Below are 15,049 nucleotides of genomic sequence, written 5' to 3'. Positions count from 1 at the left end.
TCAGGAGCGGGAAAGATGACGCCGGAAGGTTTCGGCGTATTCGGCAATGCCTTTTTCAAGCGGCCATTCCGGCGACCAGTTCAAGAGGCGTTTGGCGGCGGCGATATCAAGCGAGGTCCGCATCTTGACGTTCTGCTCTTCCAGCGGCGTCAAGTCGTCGCCGATCTCGATGTCGGCCCCCGGGATCGTATCGCGGACGATTTTGGCGACTTCACTTGCCGTGCGCGCGTTGCCGCTGGCGACATTGATCACGCGCTGCTCTCCTGCTTTCCACGGCGGCGCGTGAAGGGCGGCCACGATGCCATCGCTGCAATCGAGCACATGGGTATAGTCGCGCTTCATCCTCCCGCCGGTCGCAAAGCGCGTCGGCTTGCTAAGTACGGAGTTCTCGACCATCGGCTTGATATACATCGGGCTTCGCATGCCGAAGCCGTAGATCGCGGTGATACGGATGGCGAGGAAATCGACGTTCTGGAAGTTTGCGTAAGCAAGCCCGATCGCTTCACCCGCCATCTTCGAGGTGCCGTAGTGTCCGGCCGGATTGGCGTCGCGGATCGAAAAAGCCGGGTCGGTCTCGACCAACGTGGCGCCCGAACCCTTGTGATAGGCGGCATTGCTCGACACGAACACGACGCGCCGCATCGAGAGTTGCCGCGCCACCTCGCAGATATTGACGAGACCCATGACGTTGGTCTGGTAGGTCGCGACCGGCTGTTCCAGGGATGGTTCGAGCCCCACCATTCCGGCCGAGTGAATGATCGCCTCGATCTTCTCGGCCCGGCACACCGCGAAAAGCCGGGCGATGTCATTGATCTGCCCGGAGCGAAAGCGCGCTGCGATATCGGGGGAGACCGCGAGCGCATCCGCGGACGGCGGTGCGATGTCATAGGCAAAGGCCTCATGCCCTTGCCGTAGCAAGGCGGCCATGATGTAGCCGCCGAGAAATCCCGCTCCGCCCGTTACCAATACATTCATTGGCTTTGCCCGCTCAGTGCGCCGCGTTCCGCTCGGCCAGCATCACGCTCATCAGCGCGACCGCATGTTCGCTCATATGCCTGGAATGCACCTCGGCGGACTCGCGCCCGAACTTGCGGAGCAGCCCCATCGCCTTCGGATCGAAAGCGGCCATCTGGTTCGCAACCTCCAGCGCGCGCTTCAGCGTAGCCCCTGCCGCGACGATCTCGGTGAGGATGCCGGCGTCGGAGGCTTCTTTTGCGGAAATCTCCCGGCTGGTGACGGCGAGTTCGAACGCGCGCTTGTAGGGCACGAAGCGGAACAAATAAGTGAATACGATGAGGGGCGGCAGGCCATGCGACATCTCCGGCAGCGAGAACACGGCGTTCTCCGCCGCGACCGCGTAATCGACCTGCGCCGTCATGCCGAAACCAAATCCGAACGCCTTGCCTTCGACCGCGGCAATGACGGGAACGCTCAGGGCGTTGAGCGCGGCGTTCACTTTCAGGATGGCATTGAGGTCTTCGGCGACTTCGGACGCTTTCGTGAGGCCCTTGGCCCCAATCCGGCCGCCGCAAAACATGTTGTTTCGCCCGGTGATGACCAGCGCCCGCAAATCCTTGTCCGAGGCGCATTTCGTCAGCGTTTCGGCCAGATCGAGCAGATCCCGGGTATAGAGGAAATTGCCGGCGTCCTGGCCTGCCAGGGTAACAACGGAAACGCCCTTTCCCTGGGCACTGATCTCGATCGCCATCGCGGGCTCCTCCTTATTTATTGGTCTTGCGTCCCGGCTTTATCCGGGGCCCATGGAACGGATTGTCTAACAATCTGTCAAAGCATTGTCACGCCGCCCTAAGGTTGCGGCGTTCAACATGTGCTTCTCCGCGGAGAGACTCGGTGGACGACCCGGTGCTTCTGCATGTCAGGTCATCGCCACGCGTACCGGTTCGGTCGCTTTACGGTCACGGGCCGTCATTATAAAATCTCAAACATAACGAGAATAACGCTGCCGCACGATGCGGCGTCGATCAGGGAAGGACAGGAAATACGATGGCTGTTTCACAGGCAATTCCGATCACGCGCCATCCTTACGCCGATGGTTCTTACAAGAAAATGCTGATCGACGGCCAATGGGTCGACGCGGCGTCAGGCAAGAAGTTCGAGACGCTCAATCCTGCAACCGGCGAAGTGCTGGCGACCGTCGCCGAAGGCGATGCCGAGGACATCAACCGTGCGGTCGCGGCCGCCCGCCGCGCCTTCGAGGGACCGTGGAGCAAGGTCAAGCCGTTTGAGCGCCAGAACCTGCTTCTGAAACTCGCCGATCTCGTCGAGAAGCATTTCGAGGAACTGTCGCAGCTCGACACGCTCGACATGGGCGCGCCGATCAGCCGCACCCGCGGCAACAAACTGCGTGTGCTCGGCATGCTCCGTTACTATGCCGGGCAGGCGACCGCGATCCATGGCGAGACCATCGAAAACTCGCTGCCCGGCGAAGTGTTCTCTTACACGCTGAAGGAACCGGTCGGCGTCGTCGGCGCGATCATTCCCTGGAACGGTCCGCTCGGCGCCAGCGTCTGGAAAATCGGGCCTGCGATTGCGACCGGTTGCACGGTGGTGCTGAAGCCGGCGGAAGAAGCGCCGCTGACCTCGCTGCGGCTCGCCGAACTCTGCATGGAGGCGGGCGTTCCCGCAGGCGTCGTCAACGTCGTGCCGGGTTATGGCGAGACGGCGGGTGCTGCGCTCGCCTCGCATCCGGGCGTCGACAAGGTGGCGTTCACCGGTTCGCACGTCACGGGCCAGTCGATCGTCCGCGCTTCGGCCGGCAATCTGAAGCGTGTGTCGCTCGAACTCGGCGGCAAATCGCCGGACATCGTGTTCGCCGACGCTGACCTTGATGCCGCAGTGCCGGGCGCGGCGATGGCGGTGTTTGCCAATTCCGGCCAGATTTGCAGCGCCGGAACGCGTCTGTTCGTCGAGAGCAAGGTCTATGACGAATTCGTCGGCCGCGTCGCCGAGTTCGGCAAGAAGCTCAATGTCGGCAACGGGCTCGATCCGAATACCCAGATCGGACCTCTGGTGTCGAAGCAGCAGCTCGATCGGGTCTCGGGATATCTCGAGATTGGCCAGAAGGAGGGCGCCAAGGCGCTGGCCGGCGGCGCACCGCTGACCGAAGGCGCTCTGTCGAAGGGCTACTTCGTGCCGCCGACGGTGTTCGCCAATGTGCAGGACAATATGCGGATCGCGCAGGAAGAGATCTTCGGCCCGGTGATCTCCGCGATCTCGTTCAAGGACACCGACGATCTGATCAAGCGCGCCAACGCCACGACCTTCGGTCTCGGCTCCGGCGTCTGGACCACCAATGTCACCAAGGCGCATCAGGTCGCGAAGTCGCTGCGCGCGGGTTCGGTGTGGGTCAATTGCTACCAGGCGATGGACCCGGCGGTGCCGTTCGGCGGTTACAAGATGAGCGGCTACGGCCGGGAATCCGGCAAGCAGCATGTCGAAGAGTACCTCAACGTGAAGGCTGTCTGGGTCAAGACGGCGTAAAGCCGTCCGGCCCGGTCAAAAATAAAGTGGCGGCTTGGTCGACTACCAGGCCGCCCCTTTTTTATTTGCGCTCGGTCCGCCGGTCGGAGGCTACTTTCGGGTGACTTCCGGAAAGATCCACATCGCGACCACCATGAACGGCGCCAGGAACAGGATCGCGATCTTCGGGCCGTGCATGCCGAGCGAGTCCTGGTAGAAATAGCCTGCCAGCGCGACAAGCAGCACGATGATCGAGAGGCCGGTCTTGATCGGGAAGGGCATGGTCGTGCTCCTTACAAGGCGGATAATTTCTGAAGCGGTGAAATCAGCAATGCGAGCGCGGCGAGTTGGAGCGCGCCGAGCAAGAGAAGTCCGCCGCGACTGTCACGCCACGTGCCCGGAATGATCTCGAAAACCGACGGCACGAACAGGAAAATCAGGCCGCCCGCCACAACGACGGAGGTCCAGCGCAATGTCTCATGTGCGAACAGCGCCACGCCGCCGAGCAGCACCAGCAGCAAAACCAAATTCGCAAGCACGAGCAGATTGCCGAGGTGGCCGGCAACCAGAACCGGCCGCGCGCTCGCCGGAAACATGCCGACGAGCGTAAAGAAGCTCAGGCAGCCCGCGGCAAACGTCGCGACGAACAATGCGAGCGCCACGCCATTGGGTTCGATCGCGCCCATCCGCGCTACTCGGCCGCAACCGAATGGATCGAGACATCGATCTTCGGCGTGCGCGAGGTCTTGCGCATGTCACGCTTGACGAAGCGCGTATCATAGCCGTTGAAGACATGGCCGAGCAGGCCGCGGTTGAGATCGGACGTGCCGAACAGCCAGTCCATGATCGGGAAGGTCAGGTTCATGTTGCGCTCCATCATGATCGACTGGTCGTGATGGGCGGCGTGGTGACGGCGGATGGTGTTCACCGTGGGTACATTGCGAACGAACCAGTTCTCCTCGACATGGCAGCAGAAGTGCATGAACTCGTAGATCAGGTACATCGATGTCGTGGTCGAAATCAGAAGCCAGCCGACATTCGGCGAGATGATGAAGCCCGCGATCATTGCGAGCGGGATCGACATCAATGTGACGGTCGCCAGCGCATAGGGCGGGAAGAATGTCACGCGCCAGTCGTGGTGGTCGGCAAAGCGCATCTCGGTGTCGGTGAAGAACTGGTGATGCATCAGGGTGTGGCGGTTATAGATGGCGCGGAACGCCTTGACCTGCGAGGGGCGGTGCATCACGTAGCGATGGATCCACCATTCGAAGAAGTTGGCGCCGAGGAAGGTCACGGGAACGATCAAGAGCTCCCAGGCGCGCAAGTTCCGCACATTCGCCAGATAGATGTAGAGCGCGGTGAAGCCGATCACGTAGATGATGAAGACGTGCAGCCAGCCATTGTACCATCCGGCGACGCGCTCGCGGTAGGTCTCGCGGTAGCGGCGTTGACGGTCGGACATGGGGGTCGATGCGAGTTCCATGGCGGTCCTACCCTAAAGAAAATCGACGATGACAGCGAATTCGCCATCTGATATATCACTCATCTATCAAAGCGGCAAGCTGCTATTCCGGCTCGGGGAGGGACTGTGCATGAAGAGTTTCGTCGGCGACCGCACTATCGACGGCATCAAGGTCACGGTCGACGGCCGGCCGCTCGACCAGAGGCTCGATCTTCATCGCTACACCGCCAACGGATTCGAGTGGAGCTATGAGGGGCCGGAGCCGCGGCAGCTGGCGCTGGCGATGCTGGCCGAACATCTCGGCGATTCCACCAAGGCGCTCGCCCTGGTCGAACCCTTCATGACGGGCGTCGTCGCGAATTTCGGCAACGAGTGGGAGATGACGTCGGCCGATATCGATGCCGCACTCGATGCGCTGCGCGGTAACGCGCTTCGCGCCGCCTCCTGACGCACATCGAAAGCGGAATATTTCCGTGGCACTCACCTACAAGGCCGCCGTCCTTCACGCGCCGAAGACGCCGCTCACCATCGAGACGGTGCAAGCGGCCGATCTCGCCCCCGATGACGTGCTCGTCCGGATCAAGGCGGCCGGGCTCTGCCACACCGACCTCGAGGTGATCGAAGGCTCCTTGCGCAATCCGATGCCGATCGTCCTCGGCCATGAGGCCGCCGGGGTGGTCGAACAGGCCGGGCTGAAGGCCCACGGCATCAATGTAGGCGACCACGTCGTATTGTCGTGGAATCCGCATTGCGGGCACTGCTTCTATTGCGACCGCGACCTGCCGATCCTGTGCGAGAGTTACCTGAGCCAGGCGCCGCTCGCGGTTCAATTCGACGGCCAAAGCCGCGCGCATCTGCGCGACGGGCGGGAGCTGAAGCACCTGATGTATCTCGGCACGCTCGCCGAATACTGCATCGTGCCGGCGCAGCAGGCGATTGCCGTTCCGAAGGAGTTGCCGTTCGATCAGGCGTGCCTGATCGGGTGCGGCGTCATGACGGGCGTGGGCGCGGCGCTGAACATCGCTTCGATCCACTATGGTGACGCGGTGATGGTGATCGGCTGCGGCGCGGTCGGCCTTGCCGCCGTACAGGGCGCGCGGATGGCGGGCGCAGAGACCGTGATGGCGGTCGATCTCGCCGACGACAAGCTGCGGCTGGCCCGGAAACTTGGCGCAACGCATGCGATCAACGCTGGCAATGAGGATGTCGTCGAGGCCGTACGGTGGCTCACGGCCGGCCGCGGCGCCGACGTGGTGCTGGAAGCGGCCGGCAGCGCACGTGCCTTCCGGCTGACGAGCGAAGCGGTGCGGCCGGGCGGCGAGGTGATCTGGCTCGGCAAGACCGATGTCAACGAGGACGTGGCGTTTCGCTGGGGATCCCTGATGCAGGAAAAGCGCATCCGCCGCTCCAGCTATGGCGGCGCGCGACCGTTGCGGGATTTTCCGATGCTGGCGCGCGCGGCGCTCGACGGCCGGCTGAATCTGAAAGACCTCATCACCGCACGCATTTCGCTGGAACAGGTCAACGAAGGCTTTGCTGCGCTCAAGCGCGGCGAGGCCATCCGCAGCGTGGTGACTCTCTAATCAAGCCTCGATGGTCTTGCGGGTAAAACTCTCGATGTAGTCGATCAGACGGTCGGAGGCCTTGCCTGCGGCATCCGGATGGCGCTTGGCGATCGCCTCGGCCACCTCGGCATGCAGCCGCGCCGAGAGCGGCAGGTCGCCGGATTCGCGATAGTGCTGATACCAGAAGCGGCGGGACAGGCCGTGCATCAGGCCCATCGCGCGCGAGGCGAACTCGTTGCGCGCGGCTTGGCTGACCAGTTCGTTGAACTGGCGGTCGAGCCTCATAAACGTCATATCGTCGCTCTCATCAGAAGCGCGACGCATGTCGCGGGCTATCGCGGCGAACTGGGCGGTCTCTTCCGGCGTTGCGCGTTCGGCCGCGCCTTTTGCCATCAACCGTTCCAGTTCGCGACGCACTTCGAGCAGCCGCATCTGCGTCTTCAGGTTGATCTGCGACACCAGAATGCCCCGCCGCGGCAGGATCACGACCAGGCCGTCGCGTGCGAGCCGCTGCAAGGCTTCGCGGATCGGCGTTCGTCCGATCTTGAGCTTTGCTGCCAGCGATTGTTCCGAAAGAATGGTTTCGGGCGGCAACGCCAGCGTAACGATCAGTTCCTCGACCAGCCGATAGGCGCGGTCGGTCAGGGTTTCCGCATCGTCCGCCGCATGATCGGTGCCGTTGGAACCGGCCGTCCGCCGCTCTGCCTTCGAGGCCTTGGGCGGCCCTTTCGGCGCAACGAGTTTAGGCGCGCGTGCCCGCCTGGCTGGTCTCTGCACGGCCATCGATCCCGATTCTCCTTCGCTGCCTGTTACTAACGCGATTCTAGCCGCGAGGGATATTTCACCGGCAGCCACAAGGTCAATCCATGTGGCCGCCGCAACCGCCAACGATCGCGCATCTTAATGCGAGATACTCTCGAGCGTGCGTCCCCTGGTTTCTTCGCCGAGCGCGAGGACGACCAGTGCCGCGAGGATGAACGCGCCGGCGCCGAGCGCAAAGACGCCTGATTGACCCGCGGCCGGCAGGATGAAGCCGATCAGCGATGGGCCGATCAGCGAGCCGATCCGCCCGATCGCCGACGCAAATCCGGTGCCGGTCGCCCTCACATGCGTCGGGTAAAGCTCGGGCGTATAGGCATAGAGCGCCGACCACATGCCGAAGGTGCAGAACTGCATGCAAAGCCCGGCGGTGATCAATTGGGCCTGGTCCGTGGCGCCGCCGTAGAAGTAGCAGGCGATCGCAGCGCCGAGCAGCGTCGCGATCAAGGTCGCCTTGCGTCCCAGCGCTTCGATCGTCAAGGCGGCGGCCAGGAAGCCGGGAATGCCCGCGAGCGAAATCAGGATGGTGTAGAAGACGGATTTGGTCACCGGGAAGCCCTTGGCCTGAAGCAACGCGCCGAGCCATGTGGTGAGGCCGTAGAAGCCGAGCAGCGCAAAGAACCACAGGCACCACAGCATCACGGTGCGGCGGCGGTAGCCGGGCGAAAACAGCGTCGCCAGTCCTTGTGTTGTCGTGCGTGCCTCGACCTTCAAGGGGGCGGGGGTCGGCAGCGCCGCGCCGCCAAGCCGCTCCGAGACCTTCTGCTCGATCTCCGACATCACGCGCTCGGCTTGCTCGGCATCGCCGTGGCTTGCGAGCCAGCGTGGCGATTCCGGCACGTAACGGCGCACGATCAGGACGAAGATCGCGGGGATGCCTTGCAGGATGAAGACCCAGCGCCAGTCGGCAACCGACAGCACCGCCAGGCAAAGCAGGCCCGAGGCGATAAAGCCGAGCGGCCAGAACCCTTCGAGCAGCGCGATATACCGACCACGTTGTCCGGCCGGGATGATTTCGGAGACCATGGATTGCGCGACCGGAAATTCCATGCCCATGCCGAAGCCGAGCAGTACGCGGGCTGCGGCCAGCATCTGCACGGTCGGCGACAGGCCGCAGAGGATGCTGCCGAGGCCCCAGAAGATCATGCTGACCTGAAATACCCGCGTGCGGCCGAAGCGATCGGCCAACAAGCCTGCGGACGCCGCGCCGAGGAACATGCCGAGAAAGCTCATGCTGGAAAGTAGCCCGGCCTCTGACGTCGAGAGCCCGAAGCTCTGGCGGATCGGGCCGAGCACGAAGGTCAGCGCGCCCAGATCCATGCTGTCGAAGAACCAGGCGGTGGCTATGATGGCAAACAGGCCGCGCTGGTAGGACGTCAGCGGCAACCGCTCCAGCCGCGCGGCGATCGCCGCCGTCTGCGTCGCGCTTGCCGCGTGATCGGTCGCCGATCTCGGTATCGAACCGCCCGTGGTCAAAGTGGTCATGAGCCCCTCCCTGAATATGATTTTTGCATATGTCTGACATATTAGTAACATTTCTACAAGCGCGGGCGGCCGGGCCCTGGCGCTTCCACCGCATGATTTTGCGCAGGGATGCGTTGGTCGAGCGCTCAAATATGGCTGGTGTTTCGAAGCCGGTTCCGGCTGTTATGCCATGCGCTCGATCAGCGGAATAAGCGATGCAATGTCCGGAAAAATGAAATCGGGCTTTGGCACGGTCGGTGCCAGTTGGATGTTGCGCCGGTTGATCCAGGCGATCGTCAGGCCGAGCGGCTTGCCGCCGACCATGTCCGTGAACTGCGATTGCCCGGAATGCAGGATCTGATTCAGAGGAACTCCGGCGTGCTCCAACAAATAGCGAAACAGGGTGCCGTCGGGTTTGTAGCCACGCGCCTTTTCAGCCGTGCAAACGAGATCGAATTCGCGCCACAACGGCGTGACCGCCAGAAGATCGTTGTCGATATTGGAGACAATCGCCAGCCGATGGCGCCGGCTCAAGGTTTCGAGCGTTGAAAGGACATCCGGGTAGAGCTGGAAGCGGCTGAACGCGTCGAAGTAATGGGAAATGGCGCTGGGGTCGCCGGGAATGTCGAAGTGAGCGAACGCCTCACCGAGCGATAAAGCGCAGATTTCCTTGTAGGGCCGATAGGTCTCCCAATAATGGGAAATGTTTCTTTCCTCCCAATATTCCCAGAATGCACGGACATCGACGTCCGGTCGGCCAGATTCGCCGAGGATGGAGCGAAAGGCATCGTAGGAGCTCTCCCGCACGTTGATGAGGGTGCCGAAAACGTCGAACGAAAGAAGCATGGGCAGTGTGTCCGGTCCTGGCGTTTGTTGTGGATCGCCTTTGGAATTTCACCTCACGTGCAGCTGAAGTGGCGCTCCATCTGTGCGCTGATGGCGCGATCGAGATGCGACAGTGCGGCTGCAAACGGCGCCATGGCCGGCTGGCCTTCGCGCATTCGCAGGATCACCTCGCGGCGGGCGGCGTCGAGATCGATGCCGAGCACGCGGCGATCGCGCACGATCGTGCGCCCGGCGACGATCAGTTCGGAAATATGACGCGCATTCGCCCTCGCAAAGACGATGTCGACCGGATCGAGATCGTCGCGAAGATGATCGTCGTCGAGCGCATCGTAATCGAGCAGCAGAAGATCGGCCGGCGCGCCCGGTTCGATGATGCCGCCCTCGGCGAAATTCGTCACCGACAGGCGGCCGGTTTTGGCGGCAACAGTGAGCATGTCGCTTTCGCTCACCTTCGGTGTGAAGCCGGAGCCGAGATGCAGGAGATGCGTGAGGCGGAGCTCGCGCAGCATGTCGTCGTCGTCATCGAGCGCGCCGCCATCGATGCCCATCGCGACGCGGCAGCCGCATCCGAGCATTTTCGCCGCCGGCGCAATGCCGGAACGCAGTCTCAAATTCGAGCTCGAATTGGTCGAAATCGTCACGCCACGCGCGGCCAGCAATTCGAGCTCGTCCGGGCGCGCCCACACGCAATGCGCCAAGGTCAGGCGCTCGGAGAGCAGCCCGATCGAATCGAGGAATTTGACGACATCGCCGTCGTACAACTGATCGAGATAACCGCGCTGATAGCGCGTCTCCAGCAGATGCATATGGATGCGCCGCCCGGACAGCTGTGACGCTTCGGCGATCGCCTTGAGAAGCGCGTCGCTGCACCACTGCACGCCGTTCGGGCCGTATTGCACGTTGAAGGTCGGACTTTCCGCGGCCGCGGCGACATCATCGACGAGCTTGATGTAGTCCTTCGGCGCCAGCGGCGGGCGAACGAAGCGGCTGACGATTTCGTCACGTGCTGGCTTAGGAAGCGCATCGAGCAGCGGTTCGGGCGGCCCGTAACCGATCGGATTGCGGTCCTTCATCGAGACCGCGAAGCCGACGCGCACACCGACATCACACGCCGCGCGCGCCACTTCCGCCACCTCCGTCGGCAGGTCGGTAAAACCTTGCGCGCGCGTGTAGTGCATCATGACGATGCCGGCGCCGCCGAGCGCGCTGTTGCCGAGCGACACAGTCGCGGCGAGATACGGATCGACGGCAGGAAACAGCGCCATATATTGCAGCCAGGTTTCCAGCGGTTTGCCGCCGGCGCCGATCGAACTGGTGCGCACCGCGCGGCCATGGTCGTGGGCATTGACCAGCGCCGGCATCGCGAGCAGGCGCGGTTTCGATGTTCCGGAGCCGGGGCGAAGCGAAAGGATCCGCTCGCCGTCGATTTCGATGGTCTGGTTATTCGCAACGCCCTTGCCAGTCAGTACATGGGCACAGTCGATCTGGCGCATCGGAGCGGTCCGTCTTTGTTAGTGATTGGCGGCCGGGGGCATCCGCTCGGCCTTGGGTGGCAGAAAGCCGCGGTCGAAAACCTGCACGGCGTCCGGTTGTTTCGCAAGTTCAAAAGCCGAGGAGACGATCGAGATCGAGGATTTCAGCCGCTCGTCGTTGACATCGCCAAGTCCGAGCTGCCGCGCCTCGGGCGTATCGATCAGCGAGCCATAAACATAGGTCAGGCGTCGCAGCTCGATATCCTTCTTCAGCAGTGGCTCTTCCGTCGCAAGCAAGTCGATCGCCGCTTGCGGATCGGCGATGGTCTCGCGGATGGCGCGATTGATCGCCCGCAGCAGGCCTTTGACGGCATCGGGTTTTTCGTGAGCGAGCTTTGGCGAGACCATGACGCCGTTCGAGTAAAGATCGATGCCGTGATCGGAATAGAAGAACCAGCGGAAGTCCTTGTCGGGATCGAGCTTGAGCGACACCAGGTTCATGTAGCTGGTTGCGCTGAACACGGCGATGGAATCGACCTGACCTTGCAGCAACATTTGCTCCTGGAGGTTTGGCGCCACTTGCGTGATGTTGAGGCTCGCCGGATCGATCTGGTTGTTTTTGGCAAGAACCGGCAACAGTTTCAGCGTCGCTGCGCCCGCGGGCGCGCCGACCTTCGTTCCCGGCAGGTCCTTCAGCGATTTCAGAGGTCCGTTGGCCTTGGTGAGCAGCGCGAACGGCGCCTTGCTGTAGATCATGTAGACCATGCGAGGGGTCTCCGCGGGTCTGGTCGCCGCGTTCTGGATGATCGCATTGATGTCGCCGAAGCCGGCATCGTAAGCGCCGGACAGGATCCGCGTCACGGTCGCGGCCGAGCCTTCACCCTGATCGATCGTGACGTCGAGGTTTTCGGCCTTGAAGTAGCCCTTGGCCTTGGCCCAATAAAACCAGGCATGAATGCCCTGGATTTTCCAGTCGAGCGTGAACCTGATTTTGGTCGCCGGCGCCTCGGCATATGCCGGCGCCGTAACCAAACTCAAGGTCAGGGCCACGGCGGCCATCCTCAGCCAGTTGGTCATTCGCTCTCTCTTTCTCCCTAGCGTCCCGGTTCTGACATTCGTATCTTGTCGCAGCGGGCACCTTTACGAATGTCAGAACCAAAGGGACGCTAGCAAATATACGATACTAGTGTGGCTTTGACGCTGACGTTCCTTTGAAGAGGTCGCCGCGAAACTGAAAGGAACGTCAGCGTCGCCACATAGGCACCTGATGAAGTATCGCATCGCCGCCCGCCGGCGTGACTAAATTATTTGCAGCCGACGCCCTGTTTGTAGCACGAGCTCGTCCTCGCGGTCAGCTCGCCGTCAAATAACGGCTTGGGTGTGCGTGCGGTCTTGCGTAAGAGCGTAGTCGATTGCCTGCTCAACTCCGCAACCTGAGGACATAGACCGTGAAATTTCACATGATACCGGGCGGCCCGAAGCCGGTGGCGCCGTTCAGCCATGCCGTCGAGACCGACGGCTTTGTTTTCGTCACAGGGCAGATGCCGGATCGCCCGGAGACGCCGGGCGTCCTGCCCGAGGGTATCGTCGCCCAGACCCATGCCGTGATGGCCAATCTGAAAGTCGTGCTCGCAGGTCTCGGGCTCGGCCTCGAACATGTCGTGATGACACGTATCTACATCACGCGTTTCAAGGAAGACTACGCCGCGATGAACGAGACCTATCGCAGCTATTTTCCGTCAGACCGTCTGCCGGCCCGCACCTGCGTCGGCGTCACGGGCCTCGCCTATGATGCGCTGATCGAGATCGATCTCGTTTGCAAGCGGCCGGATTAATCGGGCATTCTATCCCCCAGGAGAACGCGGGGGGATAGCAGGCGTGACCGGACTGTTGCGTGGCCTCGACCACCTGATCCGCTCCATCGTGTCAGCGGCCAGATGGCTTGCGCTGCCGCTGGTTGTGCTGTTGTTTCTGCAATGGCCGTTACGCGATGTGTTCCGGATGCTCTCCCGCGAAGCCAACGATCTCGGCCAGATCGTGTTTGCTTTTTTTGTCGCCGTCAGCGTCACGGCCGCAACGCGCGCGAAAACGCATCTCGCCGCGGATCTTCTGGCTCGGCGATACGGTCCGCGCGTCCGGCAGGCGCTTCATCGGCTTGGCAGTGCGCTCGGACTGTTGCCATGGGCCGTCTTTGTGCTGGTCTCGAGCAAGCAGACGGTCATCTCCAGTCTCCATGATCTCGAGGCCTTTCAGGACAGCGGCAATCCCGGCTATTTCCTGATCAAGCTCGCGCTTTGGGTGATGGCGATCCTGATCCTTGGCCAGTCGCTGCTCGATATGTTTCGGCCGCAAGCCGCGGATGACGCGTGATGGCGTGGTTTGGTATCGCGCTTCTGGTAATGGTCGGCGTCGGCATCATCGCGACCGGTCTGCCGGCCGCGGTCGTGCTGATGGCGATGGCGAGCTTTGGCGCGTGCGTCGGCATCGTATCAGGCGTCATCGACGTGGCGACGCTGTGGGCGTTGCCGAGCCGGCTGATCAATCTGCTCGAGAGCGACGTGCTCCAGGCGTTGCCGCTTTATGTGACGATGGGCCTGTTGCTCGACCGCTTGCCGGTGGCGGATGCGCTTTATCGCGCTGCCCAAGCCGTTCTGCCGCGCAAACCCGCAGCGCCGTTGGTGTCGGGCATGCTGCTTGGCGCCTTGCTCGGGCCGATGAACGGTTCGGTCGGCGCCAGCGTGCTTGCCTTGTCGCGCGTGGTCGCACCGCGTTTGGCGGCAGAAGGCATCAGCGCGCCGCATCGTCAGGCCATCGTCGCTGTAGCCAGCACGCTTGGCGTTCTGGTGCCGCCGTCGCTGGTTCTTATTCTCCTGAGTGATGCGATGTTGTCCGCCCACACGATTGCGGTCACCGCCACTGGCCGCACCGATCGCGTCGTCAATACGCAGGACATCTTTCACGCGGCGCTGGTGCCTGGCGGAATCTTCCTTCTGCTTTGTCTCGCTCTGTGTGGGCTGATTGGCCGTCGAGCAACCAGACTGTCGGAGCGCGCGCCTCTGTCGGTTGCACAAGGACTGATTGCGGCGGCCGCGCTTGCCTTTCTGCTGCTTCTGCTTGGCGGCGTATCGCTCGGCTATTTCTACGCCGTCGAAGCTGCCGCAATGGGCGCCTTTGCACTGCTGATGGCTGGCCTTCTTTCGGGACGCTTGCCGAAGAAAGTACTGGGCGAACTTCTCGGCGATGCCATCGCGCTCACGGGCGCACTGTTTTCGCTGCTGTTGGCTGCGACGACGTTCACCATGGTGCTGAGGCTGCTCGGTGCGGCCGATCTTGCCGGAAGGATGGTCTCCTCCATTCCCGGCGGCGATATCGCGGCAGTAGCGGTGGTGCTCGGTCTCATTGCCGTGAGCGCATTCGTGCTCGATGCCTTCGAGATCATTTTCGTCATCGTTCCGATTGTGATTCCGCCGCTTCTGATCCGCGTCGCGGATGCGCGCTGGGTCTCGGTGCTGATGCTGTTGACGTTGCAGTCCAGCTTTCTGCTGCCGCCGTTCGGTTATGCGCTGATGATGGTCCGCGGCGTGCTGAAGGAGCAGGCCGACTTCCGCGACTTTCTGCGAGCGCTGGCGCCGTTTCTCGCAGCCCAATGGTTGCTGCTGCTTTCGGTTCTGTTCTTTCCGCAGCTGACGCATCCGGGCAGACCGCCGGAGGGCGATTCCCAACCGGGCCCGGCCAGTCTGTCGGACGAGGAATTCAACAGGCGTCTCAATGAGATGATCAAGCTTCCGGAGCCGGAGACCGACGCCGGTCCCGATCACCGATAAAGCTGGTTTTCATCTAATGAAATTGATCGTCGCAATGTGAAAATTTAAGTTGCGTTGATCCGGCGGATCGGGCCCTATGACCGAAACATCTGCCGGGGAGGGCCGACGTCGATGCCG

The 15,049-nt window shown here is 62.3% G+C and carries 16 protein-coding genes; 6 read left to right on the top strand and 10 right to left on the bottom strand.

Going from position 1 to position 15,049, the window contains the following annotated elements; genetic code table 11:
• Positions 1–975, bottom strand: a complete 975-nt coding sequence (locus tag BUA38_RS03245) for an NAD-dependent epimerase/dehydratase family protein (protein WP_072816679.1) — start codon at positions 973–975, stop codon at positions 1–3.
• Between the two features lie 13 nt (positions 976–988).
• Positions 989–1,708 (bottom strand): enoyl-CoA hydratase/isomerase family protein, encoded by a 720-nt coding sequence (locus BUA38_RS03240; RefSeq protein WP_072816678.1) that lies wholly within the window; start codon positions 1,706–1,708, stop codon positions 989–991.
• Positions 1,709–2,004: 296 nt separating this feature from the next.
• Here BUA38_RS03240 and BUA38_RS03235 point away from each other — a divergent pair, with 296 nt between their 5' ends.
• A complete protein-coding gene (locus BUA38_RS03235; protein ID WP_072816677.1) occupies positions 2,005–3,501 on the top strand; it encodes an aldehyde dehydrogenase family protein in 1,497 nt (498 codons plus the stop codon).
• 90 nt (positions 3,502–3,591) lie between these two features.
• Here BUA38_RS03235 and BUA38_RS37450 read toward each other — a convergent pair whose 3' ends face one another.
• The 3 genes from BUA38_RS37450 to BUA38_RS03225 are packed head-to-tail and all read right to left on the bottom strand — an operon-like array spanning position 3,592 to position 4,963.
• The gene (locus BUA38_RS37450; protein ID WP_172805970.1) at positions 3,592–3,762 is read right to left on the bottom strand and encodes a hypothetical protein; all 171 of its coding nucleotides are present in this window, start codon (positions 3,760–3,762) and stop codon (positions 3,592–3,594) included.
• An 11-nt stretch (positions 3,763–3,773) separates the two neighbouring features.
• Positions 3,774–4,166, bottom strand: coding sequence for a hypothetical protein (locus BUA38_RS03230; RefSeq protein WP_072816676.1), 393 nt, complete (start codon positions 4,164–4,166; stop codon positions 3,774–3,776).
• A gap of 5 nt (positions 4,167–4,171) precedes the next feature.
• Positions 4,172–4,963: a sterol desaturase family protein gene (locus BUA38_RS03225; protein ID WP_072816675.1), complete on the bottom strand. Its 792-nt coding sequence runs from the start codon at positions 4,961–4,963 to the stop codon at positions 4,172–4,174.
• A gap of 109 nt (positions 4,964–5,072) precedes the next feature.
• Between BUA38_RS03225 and BUA38_RS03220 the strand changes: the two genes are divergently transcribed.
• Both BUA38_RS03220 and BUA38_RS03215 read left to right on the top strand, forming a co-directional pair.
• Complete coding sequence (locus tag BUA38_RS03220) at positions 5,073–5,390, top strand: DUF6166 domain-containing protein (RefSeq protein ID WP_072825789.1); 318 nt, start codon at positions 5,073–5,075, stop codon at positions 5,388–5,390.
• A gap of 25 nt (positions 5,391–5,415) precedes the next feature.
• Entirely contained in the window at positions 5,416–6,525 is a 1,110-nt protein-coding gene (locus BUA38_RS03215; protein ID WP_072816674.1) for a Zn-dependent alcohol dehydrogenase, read from the top strand.
• Here the strand turns inward: BUA38_RS03215 and BUA38_RS03210 are convergent, their stop codons facing one another.
• The 5 genes from BUA38_RS03210 to BUA38_RS03190 form a co-directional block, all read right to left on the bottom strand.
• Positions 6,526–7,290, bottom strand: coding sequence for a GntR family transcriptional regulator (locus tag BUA38_RS03210; RefSeq protein ID WP_083587425.1), 765 nt, complete (start codon positions 7,288–7,290; stop codon positions 6,526–6,528).
• A 117-nt stretch (positions 7,291–7,407) separates the two neighbouring features.
• Positions 7,408–8,811 (bottom strand): MFS transporter, encoded by a 1,404-nt coding sequence (locus tag BUA38_RS03205; protein WP_083587424.1) that lies wholly within the window; start codon positions 8,809–8,811, stop codon positions 7,408–7,410.
• 162 nt (positions 8,812–8,973) lie between these two features.
• The gene (locus BUA38_RS03200; RefSeq protein ID WP_072816673.1) at positions 8,974–9,636 is read right to left on the bottom strand and encodes an HAD hydrolase-like protein; all 663 of its coding nucleotides are present in this window, start codon (positions 9,634–9,636) and stop codon (positions 8,974–8,976) included.
• A gap of 53 nt (positions 9,637–9,689) precedes the next feature.
• The gene (locus tag BUA38_RS03195; RefSeq protein WP_072816672.1) at positions 9,690–11,129 is read right to left on the bottom strand and encodes an amidohydrolase family protein; all 1,440 of its coding nucleotides are present in this window, start codon (positions 11,127–11,129) and stop codon (positions 9,690–9,692) included.
• Between the two features lie 18 nt (positions 11,130–11,147).
• Positions 11,148–12,185 (bottom strand): ABC transporter substrate-binding protein, encoded by a 1,038-nt coding sequence (locus BUA38_RS03190; protein WP_083587423.1) that lies wholly within the window; start codon positions 12,183–12,185, stop codon positions 11,148–11,150.
• A gap of 371 nt (positions 12,186–12,556) precedes the next feature.
• On the opposite strand from BUA38_RS03190, the gene BUA38_RS03185 reads away from it, so the two are divergent.
• Genes BUA38_RS03185 through BUA38_RS03175 form a run of 3 tightly spaced genes read left to right on the top strand, consistent with a single transcriptional unit; the run spans position 12,557 to position 14,932 of the window.
• On the top strand, positions 12,557–12,943 hold the full coding sequence (locus BUA38_RS03185; protein ID WP_072816671.1) for a RidA family protein: 387 nt from the start codon (positions 12,557–12,559) through the stop codon (positions 12,941–12,943).
• Between the two features lie 43 nt (positions 12,944–12,986).
• Positions 12,987–13,478: a TRAP transporter small permease subunit gene (locus BUA38_RS03180; protein WP_172805969.1), complete on the top strand. Its 492-nt coding sequence runs from the start codon at positions 12,987–12,989 to the stop codon at positions 13,476–13,478.
• Positions 13,478–14,932: a TRAP transporter large permease subunit gene (locus BUA38_RS03175; protein ID WP_072816669.1), complete on the top strand. Its 1,455-nt coding sequence runs from the start codon at positions 13,478–13,480 to the stop codon at positions 14,930–14,932. Before BUA38_RS03180 ends, BUA38_RS03175 begins: the two co-directional genes overlap by 1 nt.
• Positions 14,933–15,049 lie beyond the last annotated feature (117 nt).

It is taken from the genome of Bradyrhizobium erythrophlei (assembly GCF_900142985.1).
In the GTDB taxonomy this organism is placed as follows: Bacteria; Pseudomonadota; Alphaproteobacteria; order Rhizobiales; family Xanthobacteraceae; genus Bradyrhizobium; species Bradyrhizobium erythrophlei_B.
This window is presented reverse-complemented; position numbering and strand designations above follow the sequence as displayed.